The sequence below is a fragment of the Variimorphobacter sp. HTMS_6 genome (assembly GCF_059717775.1).
Map to the genome: position 1 here is coordinate 1,651,998 of NZ_AP046094.1, position 20,447 is coordinate 1,672,444.

Sequence of the window (20,447 nt, forward strand, 5' to 3'; positions counted from 1 at the left end):
AGGTGATATGCAGCTCTTATACCGTGTATAATCGAGTTTTACAGGCTTCAGTTTAGAAGATGAGAATGCTTGCTTACAATAAGGAGAACAACACACTAATATATAAGCAAAGAAAAGAAACACGTTAAGCGTGTTTCTTTTCTTTTATGCAGTATTAATTCTTTTATCTAGTATTAATTCGAAGCTACTTCTTTATAATAAGGAACAATGATATAATTACCAGCATGGATATCATCACTGGTTAAACCATTGGCCGACTTAATTTCTTTTATGTAGGCATTCATGTCTGCATAGTTATTACTGTAATAATCTGTAGCGATACCCCATAGAGTGTCACCCTTCTTCACTTCCACACTGGTTACTAATTTCACACTCTCCTTGTTGCTCTGAGCGGTTACTGTTTTTGCAATAAATCCAACGGATAATAAAAGTAGAATCATTAATACTACTATAGCCATACTCCAAATTCTCTTCTTATTAGCTTCATAATACTGTTGCCCTTCGGCTGTCCTATATGCTGTTCTATTCATATTACATACCTCCCGATATAATTATCGATAATTGCATCAATCATTTTCATCATTATAATATGGGTCACGGTCATTTGATGTCTCAGTAAAATATATTTTTAAATTTTCGAACGTATGATGCGAACATTTGTTTTGTTACTGCTATTATATGATACGAACATTTGTTTGTCAACAATAAATCGAACATATATTCCTTTTTACAAACATTTTTTCGGTTTTCAGAACATTCGTTTTGCATTTTCTTGGGTGTTATGTTATAATGAAGCAAATAAGGAATGGAGGCCGACATATTTATGGGGTATGGTAGAATAAGTAATAAACAGAAAGAAATACTGGATTATTTAAAATCTCAGATTATTAATAAAGGATATCCGCCGGCTGTACGAGAAATATGTGAAGCAGTAAAGTTAAAATCAACCTCATCAGTGCACTCCCATCTTGAGACTTTGGAGAAGAACGGTTACATTAGAAGAGATCCGTCTAAGCCACGTGCCATAGAGATAATCGACGATGAATTTAATTTAACCAGACGTGAACTAGTAAATGTACCGATTATTGGTACAATTACTGCAGGACAGCCAATTCTTGCTGTTGAGAATGTAGACAGCTACTTCCCGATTCCGTCCGAATATATGCCGAATGAAGATACTTTTATGCTTAAAGTCAAGGGTGAAAGCATGATTAACGCAGGCATTTATAATAGTGATAATATTCTGGTTCAGCGTCAGTCCCATGCGAAGAATGGTGATTATGTTGTTGCACTACTCGGTGAGGAAGTTACGGTTAAGACTTTTTATAAAGAGAATGGCTTTTATCGTCTTCAACCTGAGAATGATACGATGGAACCAATAATCGTATCTGATCTTAAGATTCTTGGTAAGGTTATCGGATTATTCCGTATGTATAACTAGTTTATTACATAAACAGGAATCTCAACAAGTGAATAAGATGTTTGAAGGGATATGAATATCAGTATGATATTCATATCCTTTTTGTTCGAATCGCTATGCAACTATTCTTCAAAATATAAATCTTTATATCTTAGGAGCAAAATTCAAAATTTAATGATTGCTAGACATGCTAAAAAGAGAAAAAATTTAGTTAATATGTATTATATTATGGTTGAATATATATTGAAAATGTAAAAATTATACATTACAATGTAATTGAGCAGTATCATTTGGAGTAATATTTAATATAATAATACTACAAAGGGGTGAATGATATGATAAATATAACCAATATTAAAACGGAAATAGACATTCAATCAAAACATCCGCATGTAAAAACACAAGTGAAGGGGAGTATCAAGACTTACGTTAAGGTAAATATTGAAAACGAACTATATTATCTCAAGAATGGAAAATACCCAGACAATTCGATAGAGTTTAGAATACCGGAAGAGATTAGTGAAAGGGCAATTGAAATTGAAGAAAAATTAATAAAATGAGCGATGACATAAGTTAAAGGAATACTGCTCTCCTTTTATCCCTTACTTGCTTATTACTAAATACGGCACAAAATATTCATGACCCAAATATTTTGCCTTTCATATATAATGGCTCTGCGAAATGTATGAGAATAACAATGGCGTTATTTACATCATTTCACAGAGCCATATTCTATGTCGAAATATGATTAATGTCTGTTATTCGTTATCAAGCTCTTCTTTAGAAACTGATTTACCATCTCTCCAGATACGCTCAAGGTTATAGAATAGGCGGTCTTCTTTTGAGAATACATGAACTACAATATCGCCGTAATCCATAAGAATCCAGCTGGCAGAACGAACACCTTCAATTCGCTTAGGCTCAAAGCCCTCTCTGCTTAACTTTTCCTCTACGGAGCCAACTAATGCATCTACCTGTGAGGAGTTTGTACCATTAGCGATTATGAAATAATCTGCAATAATGGAGATATCCTTGATTTCAATAATTTGAATATCCTCACCCTTCTTTTCGTCCAAGCCTTCATATGCTAATTTAACCATTTTTTTTGAAATATCCATTAATAATATACCTATACCTTTCCTGATTTCTTTGGATCAATCTATCTTTAGACAAATTATATATTTGTTATTAAATTGTTCGATCCAGTTATTCGTAACGGTGTTTATATATTCAATAACTTTTTGTAATACTGATAGGTTTCTATTGTTGTTTGATCAATTATACTTCCGGATTCCTCTAGATACTGTACTATATTCTCTAAAACCAGATACACCGCATAATCCAAATCCTGATAAGCGGTTTTTCTTATCTCCTCAATTCGAGGCAGTGGCTTGCGATACGGTTCGATGTAATCCGATACAAATATGATTTTCTCTAGTATGGTCATGTCAGGTCTTCCGGTTGTGTGGTAGGTAATTGCATCGAGTATCTCTTTCTCTTCTATGCCATACTTTGTTCTGGCATACAGTGCTCCAACCTTCGCATGAAGCAAGAAGGGACATTTGACCTCAACCTCCGTGATTGGAAGCTGATATAAGCGACATTCCTGCAATAGCTCCTCGTCCGATAAATACTTTGCACAATCGTGTAAAATCCCGGCTAGTATCGCCTGGCGCTCATTACAGCCGTATATTACAGCCAAATCATGAGCAACTTCCTCTACTCCTGTGCTGTGTAGATATCTTGAGTTTTTTAGTACACCCTTCAGGTTTTCATGGATTTGTTCCAAGTCCATATTGGCCACCTCCTATATTGCAACGTATAGTTGATGATCAGCAATGTATTGAATTACAGATTGAGGCAAATAATACCGAACCGATTGGGAATTCTCTAAACGCTCCCTGATCTTGGCTGATGCAATATCTAGCATTGGCATCGACATATACTGAATCCTGGCTTGATAAGTCTGTTTCAGATAATCCATATGCTCTGTGATTACATCATAATCCGCATTATCCCTTGCGGCAACCAGTACCGTACAAAATTCAAATACAACCTGAGGATCCTTCCAGTGTTGCATCATGAACAGAGAATCCGTCCCAACAATAAAAAAGTATTCTGTGTCCGGATTCTGCTGATTTAATATACGCAGTGTATCTGCAGTAAAAGTGAGACCCTCACGATGTAATTCCATCGTTGATAATTCAAAATGTGAATTATCTTCAATTGCAAGTTTCACCATATCCACACGCTGCTGTTCCGTCACTCGATCAGGCATTGCTTTATGCGGTGGATTTTTAGAGGGCATAAATAGAACTTTATCTAAACCAGCTTGTTCGTATGCATTTTCAGCGAGAAATAAATGACCAAAATGAATCGGATTAAAGGTTCCGCCCATAATACCAATCTTCTTCATAATAAGCTCCATTCTGTACAAACTTCATCACTTAGTACGTTAGTATTGCGGTTAGTAATTCCGTGAAACAATCATTAACTCAAATTCCCAGTAAACAATACTGCAATACTAATCCTTTGTCATTATAACTTCTTGGACTTCTTCTCTTCCGGAAGAATGATTTTTTTCTTGTCCTTTGATTCTTTATACAGAACGATTTTCTTACCAATCACTTGAACAACCTCGGAATGCGTACGCTCAGATAGTATCTGCGCTAATTGCTTTGGATCATCGATACAGTTTTTTAACACAGAGATTTTGATTAACTCTCTCGCTTCTAATGCCTCTGACACACCCTCTGTAAGTTCCGGTGTAAGTGATGATTTTCCAATTTGATAGATTGGTTCTATTGTCATTGCAAGACCCTTTAAATATGCTCTTTGCTTTGTTGTCATATGTGAACTCCTTTCTTGTACCATATTATTTATAATAATCGAAGCTTAATCCGTACATCCTTACGGTATCGCCTTCCTGAATACCAAGCTCCTCGAGCTTCTCCAGGATACCATTTTCTTTTAAGAACTTTTGGAAGAATTCAAACCCCTTCTCGGAATCGAGATTCGTATATCCAAGCATACGCTCGATACGAGGTCCTTCCACTGCGTAAAGCTTCTCATCTTCCTTCCATACCTCGTATGGTTCATTAGAATTCGCTAGATCATTGTATACAAATTCTTTCTCAAATACGATCGGTGCACTGTCAAGGTTATTCAACATCCCTTTTACATGGTATAACAATTCCTTTACACCTTTACCGCTTACTGCTGAAATCGGCAAAACTGGGATACCCTGTGGCTCAAAAGTTTCTCTTAATTTATTCAGGATAATCTCTTCATCCTCGGCAATCAAAACATCTGTTTTATTTGCTGCGATGACCTGAGGTCTCTTTTCTAAATCAGCATTGTATGCGGTAAGTTCCGCATTAATTAATTTAATATCATCGATCGGATCTCTACCCTCTGTAGCGGCAGCGTCTACAAGATGAATGATTACTTTAGTTCTTTCAATGTGTCTTAAGAATTCATGACCCAAACCAAGACCTTCTGAAGCACCTTCGATAAGTCCAGGAATATCGGCAATTACAAAACCACCGCCCTCGAGATCTACAACTCCAAGATTAGGAGTAAGTGTTGTAAAATGGTAGTTACCGATCTTAGGCTTTGCATTGGTAACACGTGATAAAAAGGTTGACTTACCCACATTCGGGAAGCCTACTAAACCAACATCCGCAATAACCTTAAGCTCAAGGAGTACGTCCATCTCCTGCGCCTTCTGGCCGGGCTGTGCATACTTTGGAACCTGCATTGTTGGAGTTGCGTAATGCTGGTTGCCCTTGCCTCCTCTGCCGCCACGAAGAACTAATTCTTTGATTTGTCCGTTAGACATATCTGCTACAACCTTACCGGTCGTTTTTTCTCTGATAACCGTGCCTGCCGGGACTTTGATGATGATATCATTACCATCCTTACCGTGGCACTTTTTTCTACCACCGTTTTCGCCGTCCTGCGCACTGTACTTTCGAATATATCGAAAATCAGATAATGTATTCAAACCTTCATCAACCACAAAGATCACATCGCCGCCTCTGCCGCCATCACCGCCGTCAGGACCGCCGGCAGGTACAAAGATTTCTTTACGAAAGCTCACATGACCGTCGCCGCCTTTGCCGGATTTGATATGAATTTCCGCTCTATCTGCAAACATAATTTCCTCCATTCTTACTAACTATGTGTTTTCATGTCATTATAAATGGTATATGAATTCAAGTGTTTCATTTATCATTTATAATGACATTATTTATCAGTGATATATTTAAACATGTAAAGCCAATATCTACATCGTATATTATTATTTCCAACTTTACGTTGCTTATTATAAACAAAATAAATGGTAAATACAACCGAGTTATTCTCTCAAATATTTCTAAATGTGCAAAGCAAAAAAGAACCCCAAATTCTTACACTTTAGAATTTGGGGTCAATACCTAATGGTTTATGACTATTTTGCTTCTACAGGGTAAACACTTGCTTGCTTTTTATCTCTACCCTTACGCTCAAATTTAAGAACGCCATCTACTAAAGCAAATAATGTATCATCGCCACCGCGTCCTACGTTAGTTCCTGGATGGATCTTCGTACCGCGCTGTCTGTAAAGAATATTTCCTGCAAGAACAAATTGACCATCTGCTCTTTTAGCGCCCAATCTCTTGGATTCGGAATCTCTACCGTTCTTGGTAGAACCCACACCCTTTTTATGAGCGAAAAATTGAAGGTTCATTCTTAACATGTTCTACACCTCCTAAATTCAATGATATCTCAGATAAATTATTCTATGAATAGATTCATCTATAACAATCTAAAGTTACTGTGAACTCTACTGAGTCAACTTAATGTATTTATCACCATATTCCTCTGCAACATTCATAAGACCGAGTGCTAAGGAACTTAATAATAAATTACCATTACTTGAAACCTCAGAAGTCACATGAAATTCTATAATTCCTTTTTTCTCGTCCTCATCATAAGTGAATTTGTCCGAGGTAAAATTCTCAATAGAATTAATGGTATTGATTACTAAGACTGAAACCGCTGCACATACAATGTCTTTCCCGAATTCGGCAAAGCCTGCATGTCCGGATAGCTTAAAGCCGGTAATCAAATTCTCCGAATTTTTAAAAATAGCTACTTCAACCATATGATTACCTATGCGTTGATCTTTTCAATCTTAACTTTGGTAAATGGCTGTCTGTGACCATTCTTCTTGTGATATCCTGATTTTCTCTTGTATCTGAAAACAATAACTTTTTTGTTTTTGCCTTCTTCAACAACAGTTGCAGAAACATTAGCGTTAGCTACAGTAGGGCTTCCTACTACTAATTCGCCGTTGTTTACAGCGAGTACTTGATCGAAAGTTACAGTTTGACCTGCTTCTACACCAAGCTTCTCTACTTTAATGATATCGCCTTCCGCTACTTTGTACTGTTTTCCACCAGTTGCAATAATTGCGTACATATTGGCACCTCCTATTATCATTACTCGCCAACTATGGTGTTCGAACTCTTCCTTATTTGATTACCAAACAATTCCAATTTCAAAACTTATACCTCGTTGTGCGGCACACTAAAATATAATAATATATATGTCACTGTTTGTCAATGAAAAATTCAATCAATCAAAAAATCACTCTGCGATGTCACATAGAGTTGCATCAATATATTCAATTAACGCTTCTCGCGGGATGGTTAATTGACACCCTCGAATGCCGGCGCTAATCGTGATTTCATCATATAGGATGGCGGTCTCATCCATATAGGTAGGGAATTTCTTCTTCATTCCGATTGGAGAACACCCACCTCGTATGTAGCCTGTTGTTGCCAGCAAATCCTTGACATGAAGCATCTCGATTTTTTTGTCTCCGATGATGGATGCCGCTTTCTTTAAGTTCAATTCAAGATTGACAGGGATACAAAAGACAACGAAGCCTTTTTTCTCACCTTTTGCTACCAGTGTCTTAAAAACCCGCTCTACCGGTATACCGATTTGAGCGGCAACATGTTCACCTGCGAGATTATTCTCGTCCACTTTATATTCAATAGAGTTATAAGAGATTTTGGCTTGGTCTAATAGCCTCATCACATTTGTTTTTATCATACGATCAGTACATGCCTGCCTTTCATGCTAATTTATGCAAAGGATTTTGCTGAAGTAAACTACGGATTTTAATTATAAATTACTTTATTTATTTTTCCTTCGAATTTCTTCTACTTGCTCATGAAGAGGTTTTCTTACTTTTTTTCGTGTGACTTCCACAAGCCCTAAGGCGGTCATATCAACCAAAGTGGTTTTAATTGGATCTTGTTTAAAATAATTCTCAAGCTCGTTCATCAACAATTCGTTATCTTTTTGTAAATCCATATCAATAAAATCAATGATGATAATTCCGGATAAATTACGAAGTCTGATTTGTCTAGCAATCTCTTTTGCAGCTTCGCGGTTTACCTTTAAGAAAGTCTCCTGAACCTTCTTCTTACCTGCAACAGCCTTACCAGTATTGACGTCAATCACGGTTAACGCTTCCGTCGGTTGAATTACGATAGTCCCACCTGATTTTAACCATACCATGGGGCGTACCGCCTCCGTTACTCTATCATGAATGCCGTACAAATTCGATAGAGTTAAGGTTGGGTCCTCATAAAGTCGTAACTTCCCCAAATCCTCTGGTTGATATTGCTCCAGATACTCCTTCATATTATCATACAAATCCTGATTATCTGTAACGAACTCATCTACATTATCCGTGTAACCGTCTCTGATATCACAGATATAATTCGGAGGTGTTTTATATAATAAGGAAAAACGGGATTTATGAATTCCGTAATTGCGAATTTTATCGTAAGCCTCGATTAATTTCTCAATCTCATCTGCAATTTTCTCTTCTGAAATAAATGCGGCATTTGTACGGATAATAAAGCCATACTCACTATTTTGATATTTTCTGGTAATAGATTTCAGCCTCTGACGCTCTTTTTCATCGTTTATCTTTGAGGATACACCGTTCGTGGTTTTACCATAGGTTAACGCAACGTATTTGCCCGTAAAATTAATATTGGAGCTTACGACAGGAGCTTTTGTTTTAACATCCTCTTTGGTCACCTGAACGATAAGCTCATCACCAACCCTGAGTTTGACTTCGGTTGACTTCTGGTTACGATCCTCAGAATTACTTTCGGCCATGATAGGTGATCGATTTTCCCCTAAGGAGTAATAGCACATTTTACCATCGGAGATCTCAACAAAGGCTGCATTGATATTTTTAATAATATTCTTTACTTTACCTAGATATATATTGCCAAGAATCGAGGAGTTTTCGCAAGAATTAAAAGAAACCTGAACCATATCCCTACCTTCAAAAAAAGCAGATATGATTTGGTTTTCTTCTTTCGTAATAATCAATTTATTATCCATGGTTCACTCCTTTGGGGCGTTTTATAATTATCTTTCCAGTTGATCCAGTGCGATTAATTTTCCTTGCTCCGCATCTTTTGTATATACCTCAATACGATGAACCTGCCATGCAAATTTTTCGAAAGGCTGTCCAACGGTATTATAAAATGCCTCCATCACAAGTTCCGGTTTAAGATTCGCTGCACTACCCGTATCTACCTGAAGATATACTTTGATACCGCTTTCATAATGATTAGCTACTGATTCTACAGGAATTGAAAAGCCTGCCACTGGATTCGTGTGAGGCAGATCCTCTTCTGGAATTATAACTTCCTTAAGCTTATTCTTGTATTCTTTTTCTTCATAAGCAACTAATGTAATCATCGGCTTAATATCAACCGATTTCTCACTGTTTTTTGTCTTTTTATCTACAATGATTTCCTTTTGGGACATAAACTTTTCAAATTTATTCTGGAATTCCTCTTGATTAGTGATACCATTTATGGAATAACCGTTTTTTAAAGATACCAGATAGTCTGCAGATCCAACGAGTGACATCGCAGTTACTACTTTCTGATTTTCAATCGGGTCTAATAATGGGTGAAACCCGGTGATTCGAAAACCTTCGGAGGAAGACGCATTTATTCTTTCGACCATCTTTTCGGCAGAATCACTGGATAAAAGCTGTACATCCAGATATTCTCCATCACTGGTAAGACCCACACCAAGCGGTGCAGCGAAGGACATAATCTGGTGAGGGCTATATCCCTTGGAATATTCATTATCAATCTCCGCTCTGCGGAATAATTTTTGAAAATATCTCATAACGTCAAGGTGTCCGATGAACTTCATCGCACCATACTTTTGAAATTTAATTCTTACTTTCATCCTGCACCTCCTCGTTGGTCTGGTTTGTTATCATGGCCGGACATGTGCCGTCTGCGAAAACTTTGGCACCGCAATTATAGCAGGCTTGTCTACAGTTTGGAGTAACATTCTCGCCTTTCGCACGCTGATATTCTTTTAATAAGAACTGTTTTGTTACACCCACGTCAATGAAATCCCAAGGGAAAATCTCATCCTCGGAACGCTCCCTGCTATTATAGAATTCAATATCGATGCCATTCATTTCAAAGGCTTGCATCCATTTTTGATAATCAAAATGTTCACTCCAAGAATCATATAGGCATCCGAGTTGATATGCATCATAAATAACCTTACTGATTCGACGATCACCTCTTGCCATAGCACCTTCTAAAACAGTTAGCTTTGCTTCGTGCCAGTTATATTTTATACTCTTACGATTTAACTGCTCATTCATTCTATCTCGTAGGAAACGTGCTTTCTCAATGAATTCCTCTCCGGTATTCATTCTTGACCATTGGAAAGGTGTGAACGGTTTAGGAACAAAGAAGGAGGTACTGGATACAATACTTACTTTTCCGTTTCTTTCTTCCTTTGGAATCGTATAATATTCTCTTGCTATCTTCTCTGATAAGGTAGCAATTCCTTCAATATCTTCATTTGTCTCAGTCGGAAGGCCAAGCATAAAGTATAATTTTACACGATTCCATCCGCCTTGGAATGCCTTTAGAGCACCACCAAGGATAATTTCTTCGGTTAAGCCTTTATTGATAACATCACGAAGTCGCTGACTTCCCGCCTCCGGCGCAAAGGTTAAACTACTCTTTCTGACATCTTGAACCTTACTCATTACATCAAGTGCAAAGGCATCAATTCGAAGAGAAGGCAAGGAGATATTAACGCCTTTAGAACCAAATTCATCAATCAAAAAATACACGAGTTCTTGAAGATGGGAATAATCACTGGAACTTAAGGAACTTAAGGAAATTTCCTCATGTCCGGTCGATTTTAACATCTCATAAGCGCATTCCTTTAGATATTCTAATTTACGTTCTCTGGTTGGTCGATAAATCATACCCGCCTGACAGAAGCGGCATCCTCTGATACATCCTCTTTGAATTTCAAGAACCACACGATCCTGTGTTGCCTTGATAAATGGCACAACCGGTTTGGTTGGATAATAAGCTTCACTTAGATGCATCTCCACCTGTTTCATAACCTTATCAGGAGCGGATGCATTATTTGGGGTATAGCTTTCAATGGTGCCGTCTTCTTTATATTTTACATCATAAAAAGCAGGCACATACATTCCTTCAATCTGTGCCACTTTTTCTAAAAATTCATATTTAGTTAGACCTAATTTCTTACATTCTTTATAGACATCTAATAGCTTATCGTACGCAGTTTCTCCTTCACCGATATAAAATATATCAAAAAAGTCAGCAATTGGCTCCGGATTATAGCTGCAGGGACCGCCACCGATTACGATTGGATACTCCTCTGTTCTGTCTTTCGCATAAAGCGGTATCTGTGATAATTCAAGTACCTGAAGAATGTTGGTATAACACATCTCATATTGCAATGTGATGCCTAAGAAGTCAAAATCCTTTATGGGGTCTTGACTTTCAAGAGCAAACAGAGGGATATTCTTCTCTCTCATTACCTTGTCCAAATCCACCCAAGGAGAATATACTCTTTCACAATAAGTATCCTCACGACGATTCAGTATATCATATAATATCTGTATTCCCAAGTGAGACATTCCGATTTCATATACATCAGGAAAACACATACAAAAACGAATGTCGACCTTTGATTTGTCTTTTTCTATTGCATTTACTTCGCCACCGATATATCTGGCTGGCTTTTCAACTGTTAATAATGCCTCATCTGATAGTGCTATTTTTCTCATTTTACCTCCATGATGCTGATTGCAGCACCTACATTAGTGCACGAAATATCCCTATAGATATTTCGCCAAACGGAATGTATTCATTCATTTTTCGTATTAATCCGTTTTTTCTATCCGATATATTATAACTGATAACCTTTGAAATTACAACGAACAATAGAATAAGTTATTCTTATTTTAACCATCCGACAATTATATTTTCCAGATCTTTTAAGGCATCATTACCGGTTACGTATTCTTTTATCACCTGATTCGAGACATCACCTACTTTTACATGAAACTTATCAATGGCAAAGATACTTAAAAATAGAATGATTGCACATACACTTCGTATCAATATGGATCGATAAGAGGCTAACTGCTGCTCCGGGTTCTTGGCATTTGTGGCGTTCTCCTGAGAATTATTATGAAATAGATTCATCGCGTTGGATTTTTTATCGCTTAGCTGCTCATTTGGAATATCAGGTTCCATATAATTAATATCATAAGGTTTGCTATAAAGCTGAACATTACTTAATTGGCGGAGACAGGATTCTCTCGCCTGTCTGATATATTCTGCTCTCGATATCATCGGAGATTCGTTTATGTAGTCATTAGAAACCAAAGGAAAATCTTCTGCGTCCTGCTTTGTCACCTTTGCTCTATCCGGTCGAAGCTGGTTTGCATCTTTTCTCGGGATCAATTGATTTGATTCGCTAATTTTACCCGTATGAAACAGATTTTCGTTCATATAATGTAAATTCTCCTCAATTTGCGGAATGGTTGCGGTGTCATCAATCTTACTATTCATATGGCGCCTCCTTTCAGATTGTTACATTGCTTGTTTTAATTCATTATATTGAGACAAAGAGCCAGTTATACCAAATAAAACAGCAAAATTCACGCTCTTTAAAATATCATATGGAACCCAAAATGAATATGTAACGTCAAATTTATATTATATTATAAACGGAAATAAGGAAGAGGATAAAATTGAAGAGATGGATAATCACAAGTCTATTTATTATCTTTACGCTAACTATGGTAATCGTAATAAATAATTCAGAAGAGAAACCTTTAAAAACTTTGGCTTAGTCACAATATATCGTTGATATTTAGTATAAATTTGAGCAGAGCGTAAATTTTGCTCTGCTCTATTGAATCTTTCATTTGGATCGCATTTGTGAAAGAATGCAAACTTACTAAACTTCATTTTTTCATATATCTATCCCTTTGGTTAAAAAACGTCATATCTGCATATCCCGCATATATTTTACCTGAATGTTTAATCCCATTAGGAATGAAATACCTGTCACCCTTTATGTAAGTATTTTTAGCACCATCAATAATCAATTCAATTTTTCCTTCAAGAACTATTCCCCATTGACTTTCGTGGGAATGTTCCAGCAAATCAACATCCTCAGAAAATTCCATGAATATAATTTGATGATTTTCTCCTTGTGAAAGATAAGCGCTTATACCTCTCAGTGGAATATCTGCCTCTGGTAAATTTAATACTGGTTCAGGGAATGTTTTTGACATATTTTCTATCCTCTCAATTACAATAAATACTATTATGGAACAATTGTATCAATATTTTTTCATTAAGCCTACCAATGAATGAAGGTAGTTTATGTAGATTCATAACCTACCCTTTGTTAACATAAAACCTAATTGGATGCATTACACCTCATCAACCATTCGGTACCCAACTCCAACCTCCGTGATGATATACTTCGGCTCGGCGGGATTTGCCTCAATCTTACGTCTGATATTTGCCATATTAACACGAAGAGTTTGATTTTCATTCACGTAAGGACCCCAGATTTCTTTAATCAAAAAATCATGTGTTAAAACCTTACCAACATTTCTGGATAACAGTACGATAATCTTATATTCGATCGGCGTCAGATGTACTTCCTTCTCCTCAACCTTCACAATTCGTTTCTCATAGTCGATACAGAGACCGCCTACTATAACTCTATCCTGCTCCGGCAGTTTGTCCTCCGGTAACTTTTGACTATGCCTAACGGCGGTACGAATTCTAGCTAATAATTCAGAGGTACCAAAAGGCTTGGTGATATAATCATCAGCACCAAGGTCAAGTGCCTCAACCTTTTCTCTTTCATGCCCTCTAGCTGAAACTACTACAACAGGGATACTGCTCCATTCGCGAATATTCTTAAGTACATCAATCCCATCCATATCCGGTAATCCAAGATCAAGCAATATAATATCAGGACAGTGGGAAGATGCTAAAGCCAATGCATCCCTTCCTGTCTCCGCTTTGATAACATTATAACTATTATGAGTAAGTATTGTGGAGATGAAGTTGCTAATCGGCAATTCGTCTTCTACTAACAAAACAACCTGATTCTTATTCATAAACTCCCTCCTTGATCATTTTCTGATTTGCGATTTTTATAAAACATTAGCATTGCTTATTGACAATAAGATTTTGAATTAGTGTTCTTGCTAATCTAATCTACTTTCAACCTTTTTTATTATTTATTGAAAACATCATAACAGTAATTCTAACATTTAACAAGATGGTAATCTTACTGTTACAAACCTACACTAGCGGGAGGGATATGCGAAATATTGCGCCGTTATTCTCACTATTAGATGCTTCGATTTTCCCCTGATGGGCATGGATAATGGACTTACAGATAGAAAGACCAATTCCCATTCCTCTGGAGGAATCCAAGGATCTTTTTCCATTTGGAATATAGCTTTCAAATAAATTCGGAAAATCCTGTTCCGAAATCCCTTCCCCGTTGTCTCTTACTTCAATCACGGCATAATTATCTTCTTTTAATAAGGATACCTCCACTAGGGTTTCGCTGGTGTGCTTAATCGCATTTTCAATCAGGTTGATAATAACCTGTTCGATCAAAGTTGCATCCATAGGAACCATTAATAACTCATCCGGTACGGTAACCTTAATTTTCTGAACGGGAAATCTTTTTCGTATACGACTAATAGCGGCTCCTACGATTTCCTCTGCTGCCTCTGGTGTTTTTGTAACATTAGCGGTATCTTCATTAATTCGAGTTACGGATAAGAGGTTTTCAACCATTCTTATTAACCACTGGGAATCATCCTTAATATGGGATATCAGCTGTTGCTTCGTCGGGGCATCCAAAGAATCCTTATTCTCAAGAATTGCAGAGCTCGCACCAAGGATTGAGGTGAGCGGTGTTCGTAGGTCATGCGATATTGCCCTAAGAAGATTACTTCTCATCTTCTCTTTCTCAGTCTCAACTAGAATAGCCCTTTGTTCGTCGGATAGCCGCTGCCTCTCTAAAGCCATCGCCACCAAAGATGCAATTCTTCTCATGAAAGAACGCCAACCCTGGTCAAATATAAAACCATTTGAGCAGGATATACCTAGAACGCCAAGAACATTTCCCTGAAAGATAAATGGCATATAATATGCCTTGGCACTGGTTAACGTATCTGTACCTGCTCCAGCCCTCTTTTGGTTTACAAATACCCAGTGTGCAACTTCAATTTCTTCCTGGGAATATAAAAAGGTTGCTTCTGCGTCTTCTACGGCATATTTTATAATACCCTCCGCTCCTTGCTCCGGATCTTTGGTATAGAAAACAACGGAACGACCAAAGAGATTAACGATATATTCGTTTGTGAGATCTATGATATTATCGAGCCCTCTTGTAACTAATAACTTCTTATTGATCTCATACAGAACTTCTGTCCTCTGCTCCCTGCTTTGAGCGAATTTAAACTGTGATTTGATTCGTACGGTCATTGTACTGGTAATCAACGCGGTAAGGAACATAACAGTTAACGTAATCGGATAATCATTTTTACCAAAATGAATGATAAATCGTGGTTCCATGAAAAAAAAGTTGTCAATAAATACGCAGAGAATGGAGGTGATAAAGCCATATATATATCCGGTTGTAATTCTTGAAACAATTAATACCGCCAGTATATACAACATAATAATATTCTCATTTTTCAAATTAAACTCAAACAAAATGATTGAGATCAAGGTAAATAAAAGGATGATACCAAACGATTTCATTAAATCCGGAAAAGTGATGGATAAGTTGGTTTTTGAATATAACTTTTGCTTTTTTTTATAATGTTTTGTGCTTGGATTATCCGGGATAATGTGAATTTCAGTATTACTTATCTGGGAAATCAGCTTATCTTCCAGATCTTTATCAAATTTATGAAATAGTTTATTTCTCTTGCTTTTTCCGATAACAATATTTGTGATTCCTGCTAATTTTGCATATTCTGCGATTGTACTAGCAATGTCTTGTCCGCTTAGGGTAGTGATTTCTGCTCCAAGCTGTTCCGCAAGCTCCACATTAGCCTGAAAGCTTTTCTTTTCTTCTTCCGAGAGTGCTTCACTTTCTCTATTCTCAACATAAACAGCAACCCAGGGCGCATGGAAGGCCTCCGCGGTTCGAGCCGTCCAGCGTATGCATCTTGCGGAGGAAGGAGAGCTACTGATACAAACCAATAGCTTCGTGCTTGTAGTCTTGTCCGCCAGTACGCCATCCGAGTTATTGCTTATACGGTCTGCTGCTTTACGCATCGCCAATTCACGCAACAAAACCAGACTTTCCTTTGTCAGAAAGTCAACACTTGAGTTTCGATCTTCCTCTATATACTTCTCTTTCTCAAATTCCAATCGTTTTAATAGTTCGTCTGGTTCAATATCAATTAGCTTTACCTTATCTGCATGATCAAATATATAATCAGGAATAGTCTCCGTCTCCACCGCATGCATAATAACCTGAACCATATCGTTTAAGCTTTCTATACTTTGTAGATTTACCGTAGTGTACACGTCAATCCCTGAATTAAGCAGCTCTTCGATATCCTGATAGCGCTTCTTATTACGAACTCCGAGCTCATTGGAATGAGCAATATCATCCACAATGATCAAATTAGGGTTTCTATTTAATGCCGCATCTAAATCGAATTCGCTTCTTGGGTTTATCGCATCTCCAACTGTTTTCTTTGGTAAAATAGGAATATCTCCAAGTAATTGAATTGTCTCCACACTGGTGGAGTGCTTGATAAAACCTGCGATAACATCTACGCCGTTCTGATATTGCTCTTGAGCATCATCTAGCATCGCATAAGTCTTACCTACGCCCGGTGCATAACCAAAAAATATTTTTAATCGCCCTCTTGTTTTCTCTTCCATTCGCTCACTACCCCAATACTATAATTTAGAGATATTATAACTGATATTATTTTTCCTAGCAACTGACTTCCTTCGCTTTTGAGTGGATGGCTATATTTTCATTGAAAAATCCATACTAATCATATATAATGTCTTTAGTTAAAAGATGGACATATCAGGAAAAGTTATATTTCTTTGAAATATAGCATTTCTTAATATATTAAGGAGGAAAACCATGTCTACTAATGTTTATGACATACTTAAAGAACGTGGGTTCATTGAACAAACCACACATGAAGAAATTCGCGAACTTTTAGGAAAGGAATCAGTTACCTTTTATATAGGCTTTGACGCAACTGCTGACAGTTTAACAGCAGGTCATTTTCTCACCGTAATGGCGATGATGCATATGCAAAGAGCCGGACACAAACCAATTGCTCTTCTTGGTGGAGGTACAACCATGATCGGTGATCCAACCGGAAAATCCGATATGCGTACACTTATGACAACTGAAACGATTCAGCATAATGCGGATTGTTTCCAAAAACAGCTATCTAAATTCATCGAATTTGAGGATGGTAAAGCAATCCTTGCAAACAACGCTGATTGGTTATTAAGTTTAAATTATGTAGAATTTTTAAGAGAAATCGGTGTTCATTTCTCTGTTAATAAAATGTTAACAGCTGAATGCTACAAACAACGTATGGAAAAAGGTCTCACATTCTTCGAATTCAATTATATGTTAATGCAGTCCTACGATTTCTGGAAGCTGAACAAATTATACGGCTGCTCTCTTCAGTTGGGCGGTAATGATCAATGGTCCAATATCCTCGGTGGTGTAGATTTAATTCGTCGTAAGGAACAAAAACCTGCATTTGGATTAACTTTTAAGCTTTTGACCACCAGCGAAGGAATTAAGATGGGCAAGACGATGAAGGGTGCTGTTTGGCTGGATCCGAATAAGACAAGCCCTTATGAATTTTATCAATACTGGAGAAATATTGAGGATGTTAAGGTAGAAGAATGTCTTGGTCTCCTTACTTTCCTTCCTATGGATGAGGTTCGTAGACTTGGTGCTCTGAAAGATGCTGAAATCAATCATGCGAAAGAAGTACTTGCATTTGAGATCACCAAGATTGTTCACGGCGAAGAAGAAGCTACAAAAGCACAGGAAGCTTCCAGAGCATTATTTGGTGGCGGCATGAAATCTGAAGATATTCCAACTACCACCTACCCTACTTCCCGTTTTGAAGAAGGAATTGATTTAATCACCTTAATGTGCGATGCAAAGCTTGCTTCTACCCGTTCTGATGCTAGACGTACTATCCAACAGGGTGGTGTTACAGCGAACGATGTAAAGGTTGATGCATTCGATCGAGTATTTACCTCCAATGATTTTGATAACAATGGAAAATTATTAATACGTAAGGGAAAGAAAGCATTCCACCGATTTATGGCAGAGTAGTTTTTCGTAATGTTTGGAAACATAAAAATACATTGAATGGAGTTGAGATTATGCCTTGGTGTCCTAATTGTAAAACCGAATATCAGGAAGGTTATACCACATGTTCTGATTGTGGTACTACCCTTGTTGATCATATTGATCAAATTGAGCAAGAGGAAGCTTCTGTTGTTATATTTTATTCTTCCGATGAACAGCTCGCAGATAAATTAGTTCGTTTTTTTGAATACTCCGACTTGAATTCACAAATACATTATGATGAAACAACTGAGCTATACACAGTATCTGTTACTTCCGAAGATGAAAAGGAAGCCCGAAGATTATATGAGGCCTTTTATTTTGTCGAAGCAAAACGTTTGATTAATGAACGAAATGGCCAAACGCCGGATGAAACAGAGGAAGTTATGGAGGAGGATGATATCTACCATAACATCGATCCAGAGGACATCGAAGAAGACACAGAGGAAGAAACGAAAGAATCTGCCAATGATGATGTGACCGAGTATAAGCGCCCTACCCATTCAAATGCATACGTGATGAAGTCCGAACAATACAAGGAACTCTCCAGTTCGGTATGGGTTTTTCTTGGATTTGGTGTGGTTGGTATTATATTTGTAGTGTTGAATATCTTAAAAATACTAACCCTATTCTCCGGTATAATTCCTAATTTAGTGATGTCGGCATTATTCCTTGGCTGTTTATACATAGGAATAACCACGAACACAAAAGCAAAACAAGTTCGATCTGAGATATACGAAGAAGAAAAGCTTACAGAGAAAATTAATAACTGGATGAAGGAGCATATCACAGAGAGCTTTCTTGCTTCTATCCATGATGATACGATTTCGGAAGAGACAAATCATATCAAGAAGATGGATATGATTAAAGATATGATTATCAAGGAATTCGGTTCCATAGATCTTGCATATGTGGATCGACTGATTGATGAATTTTATAATAACCCTTACGATTATGATGAAGAATAATTAAAGAAAAAGGATGTTTTTAAGAACTGAGCTCATCGCTTCTTAATTACATCCTTTTCAACATATGGAATTCGGGAGTTAGGGAAGGTAATATATCTATGGAGATAAAACATCAGGTATTAAAATTATTAGAGGAAAACAGAGGAAAAACGATAAACGGAGCTAAACTTGCGGAAGATTTGAACGTAACGCGCAGTGCTGTATGGAAAGCGGTAAAAACCCTACAAAAGGAAGGATATCGAATAGAGGCAGTTACGAACAAGGGTTATTCTCTCCTGCAGGGTAATGATATCGTTTCCAGTGAAAGCATCACTCCATTTCTACGAGGGGAAGCGGCTCGTTTTGAATTAGATGTCAGGCAGACAGTAACTTCTACAAATACAATCGCGAAAGAATTAGCGGCAAACGGTGCAAAGGAAGGTACTGTTGTCATCGCCAGAGAACAAACCGAAGGCCGTGGTCGAATGGGAAGAACCTTCTACTCTCCTAACTCCTCAGGTATCTACTTTACTACAATTTTGCGTCCAAAGGTCAACCTCGAAGACTCACTTTTAATTACTACCGCAACTGCAGTTGCTGTAGCAAAAGCGATTGATTCGGTTAGTGGTGTAACTTCTTCGATTAAATGGGTGAATGATATCTTTGTCAGCGAGAAAAAGGTATGTGGTATACTAACCGAGGCGTCACTAAACTTTGAATCAGGTTCTTTAGAATATGCGGTGGTTGGTATCGGAATCAATATCGCGACAAAGGATTTTCCGGAGGATATCAAACACAGCGCCGGTTCCATATTTGATAATAAGCCCGGAGATACTCCGGTAACCTCCCTTCTGGTCGCAGAGGTTTTAAATAATATAGCTGCCTGTATGAACTCATTAACCGATAAGCAATATCTGCAAGAGTATAAAGAACGCTCGTTTTTAATTGGCAAGGAGATTTTAGTACTAAAGGGAAGTCAGTCCACACCGGCGAAAGCAATCGATATTGATGATAAAGCAAGATTAGTTGTACAGTATGAGGATGGAACTACAGAAGCTCTTATATCGGGTGAAGTAAGTATCAGAGCGGTAAACGATTAACACTTGATTAATTTATATATGATTTACACAGAAACAAAAGCCCAGGAGAAGACTGTTTAGCAGAAATCTCATGGGCTTTCTCATTGTAAAAACCTTGTTGTTAAGTAATAATATTGATATATAATACTATCAAAAAAGTACTTCGATCTTACATAATGATTATTTTGTTCCAACTGT

General features: G+C 37.3%; 22 protein-coding genes. 5 read left to right on the forward strand and 17 right to left on the reverse strand.

Annotated features, from left to right (window positions below; all coding sequences use genetic code 11):
* Positions 1-173 precede the first annotated feature (173 nt).
* A complete protein-coding gene (yneA, locus tag AC6IWN_RS07445) occupies positions 174-530 on the reverse strand; it encodes a cell division suppressor protein YneA (RefSeq protein WP_497991744.1) in 357 nt (118 codons plus the stop codon).
* A 293-nt stretch (positions 531-823) separates the two neighbouring features.
* On the opposite strand from yneA, the gene lexA reads away from it, so the two are divergent.
* Both lexA and AC6IWN_RS07455 read left to right on the forward strand, forming a co-directional pair.
* The gene (lexA, locus tag AC6IWN_RS07450; protein ID WP_497991745.1) at positions 824-1,441 is read left to right on the forward strand and encodes a transcriptional repressor LexA; all 618 of its coding nucleotides are present in this window, start codon (positions 824-826) and stop codon (positions 1,439-1,441) included.
* Positions 1,442-1,755: 314 nt separating this feature from the next.
* Complete coding sequence (locus AC6IWN_RS07455) at positions 1,756-1,980, forward strand: hypothetical protein (RefSeq protein WP_497991746.1); 225 nt, start codon at positions 1,756-1,758, stop codon at positions 1,978-1,980.
* A gap of 198 nt (positions 1,981-2,178) precedes the next feature.
* On the opposite strand, the gene rsfS is transcribed toward AC6IWN_RS07455, so the two are convergent.
* The 16 genes from rsfS to AC6IWN_RS07535 all read right to left on the reverse strand — a co-directional run bounded on the left by rsfS (position 2,179) and on the right by AC6IWN_RS07535 (position 16,764).
* Positions 2,179-2,538: a ribosome silencing factor gene (gene rsfS / locus AC6IWN_RS07460; RefSeq protein WP_497991747.1), complete on the reverse strand. Its 360-nt coding sequence runs from the start codon at positions 2,536-2,538 to the stop codon at positions 2,179-2,181.
* 104 nt (positions 2,539-2,642) lie between these two features.
* Complete coding sequence (yqeK, locus tag AC6IWN_RS07465; protein ID WP_497991748.1) at positions 2,643-3,215, reverse strand: bis(5'-nucleosyl)-tetraphosphatase (symmetrical) YqeK; 573 nt, start codon at positions 3,213-3,215, stop codon at positions 2,643-2,645.
* Positions 3,216-3,227: 12 nt separating this feature from the next.
* On the reverse strand, positions 3,228-3,836 hold the full coding sequence (gene nadD / locus AC6IWN_RS07470) for a nicotinate-nucleotide adenylyltransferase (protein ID WP_497991749.1): 609 nt from the start codon (positions 3,834-3,836) through the stop codon (positions 3,228-3,230).
* Between the two features lie 122 nt (positions 3,837-3,958).
* Positions 3,959-4,270, reverse strand: coding sequence for a ribosome assembly RNA-binding protein YhbY (yhbY, locus tag AC6IWN_RS07475; RefSeq protein WP_497991750.1), 312 nt, complete (start codon positions 4,268-4,270; stop codon positions 3,959-3,961).
* Between the two features lie 25 nt (positions 4,271-4,295).
* Positions 4,296-5,579 (reverse strand): GTPase ObgE, encoded by a 1,284-nt coding sequence (gene obgE, locus AC6IWN_RS07480; protein WP_497991751.1) that lies wholly within the window; start codon positions 5,577-5,579, stop codon positions 4,296-4,298.
* Between the two features lie 294 nt (positions 5,580-5,873).
* Positions 5,874-6,161 carry a 50S ribosomal protein L27 gene (gene rpmA, locus AC6IWN_RS07485; RefSeq protein WP_497991752.1) on the reverse strand — a complete coding sequence of 96 codons (288 nt, stop codon included), beginning with the start codon at positions 6,159-6,161 and terminating at the stop codon, positions 5,874-5,876.
* A gap of 87 nt (positions 6,162-6,248) precedes the next feature.
* Positions 6,249-6,569 carry a ribosomal-processing cysteine protease Prp gene (locus tag AC6IWN_RS07490; RefSeq protein ID WP_497991753.1) on the reverse strand — a complete coding sequence of 107 codons (321 nt, stop codon included), beginning with the start codon at positions 6,567-6,569 and terminating at the stop codon, positions 6,249-6,251.
* Positions 6,570-6,577: 8 nt separating this feature from the next.
* Positions 6,578-6,886: a 50S ribosomal protein L21 gene (rplU, locus tag AC6IWN_RS07495; protein WP_497991754.1), complete on the reverse strand. Its 309-nt coding sequence runs from the start codon at positions 6,884-6,886 to the stop codon at positions 6,578-6,580.
* Between the two features lie 168 nt (positions 6,887-7,054).
* Positions 7,055-7,525 (reverse strand): Cys-tRNA(Pro) deacylase, encoded by a 471-nt coding sequence (gene ybaK / locus AC6IWN_RS07500; protein WP_497991755.1) that lies wholly within the window; start codon positions 7,523-7,525, stop codon positions 7,055-7,057.
* A gap of 84 nt (positions 7,526-7,609) precedes the next feature.
* Positions 7,610-8,839 carry a ribonuclease E/G gene (locus AC6IWN_RS07505; protein ID WP_497991756.1) on the reverse strand — a complete coding sequence of 410 codons (1,230 nt, stop codon included), beginning with the start codon at positions 8,837-8,839 and terminating at the stop codon, positions 7,610-7,612.
* Between the two features lie 27 nt (positions 8,840-8,866).
* A complete protein-coding gene (locus AC6IWN_RS07510) occupies positions 8,867-9,706 on the reverse strand; it encodes a TIGR03936 family radical SAM-associated protein (protein ID WP_497991757.1) in 840 nt (279 codons plus the stop codon).
* Positions 9,690-11,594 (reverse strand): TIGR03960 family B12-binding radical SAM protein, encoded by a 1,905-nt coding sequence (locus AC6IWN_RS07515; protein ID WP_497991758.1) that lies wholly within the window; start codon positions 11,592-11,594, stop codon positions 9,690-9,692. Before AC6IWN_RS07515 ends, AC6IWN_RS07510 begins: the two co-directional genes overlap by 17 nt.
* A gap of 172 nt (positions 11,595-11,766) precedes the next feature.
* Positions 11,767-12,384, reverse strand: a complete 618-nt coding sequence (locus AC6IWN_RS07520) for a hypothetical protein (RefSeq protein ID WP_497991759.1) — start codon at positions 12,382-12,384, stop codon at positions 11,767-11,769.
* Between the two features lie 398 nt (positions 12,385-12,782).
* Positions 12,783-13,115: a cupin domain-containing protein gene (locus AC6IWN_RS07525; protein ID WP_497991760.1), complete on the reverse strand. Its 333-nt coding sequence runs from the start codon at positions 13,113-13,115 to the stop codon at positions 12,783-12,785.
* A 141-nt stretch (positions 13,116-13,256) separates the two neighbouring features.
* Positions 13,257-13,958 carry a response regulator gene (locus tag AC6IWN_RS07530; protein WP_497991761.1) on the reverse strand — a complete coding sequence of 234 codons (702 nt, stop codon included), beginning with the start codon at positions 13,956-13,958 and terminating at the stop codon, positions 13,257-13,259.
* A gap of 187 nt (positions 13,959-14,145) precedes the next feature.
* The gene (locus AC6IWN_RS07535; protein ID WP_497991762.1) at positions 14,146-16,764 is read right to left on the reverse strand and encodes an ATP-binding protein; all 2,619 of its coding nucleotides are present in this window, start codon (positions 16,762-16,764) and stop codon (positions 14,146-14,148) included.
* Between the two features lie 214 nt (positions 16,765-16,978).
* On the opposite strand from AC6IWN_RS07535, the gene tyrS reads away from it, so the two are divergent.
* The 3 genes from tyrS to AC6IWN_RS07550 all read left to right on the forward strand — a co-directional run bounded on the left by tyrS (position 16,979) and on the right by AC6IWN_RS07550 (position 20,270).
* Positions 16,979-18,208 carry a tyrosine--tRNA ligase gene (gene tyrS, locus AC6IWN_RS07540; protein WP_497991763.1) on the forward strand — a complete coding sequence of 410 codons (1,230 nt, stop codon included), beginning with the start codon at positions 16,979-16,981 and terminating at the stop codon, positions 18,206-18,208.
* 50 nt (positions 18,209-18,258) lie between these two features.
* Positions 18,259-19,191, forward strand: a complete 933-nt coding sequence (locus tag AC6IWN_RS07545) for a hypothetical protein (RefSeq protein WP_497991764.1) — start codon at positions 18,259-18,261, stop codon at positions 19,189-19,191.
* Positions 19,192-19,289: 98 nt separating this feature from the next.
* Complete coding sequence (locus AC6IWN_RS07550) at positions 19,290-20,270, forward strand: biotin--[acetyl-CoA-carboxylase] ligase (RefSeq protein ID WP_497991765.1); 981 nt, start codon at positions 19,290-19,292, stop codon at positions 20,268-20,270.
* Positions 20,271-20,447: the final 177 nt, after the last annotated feature.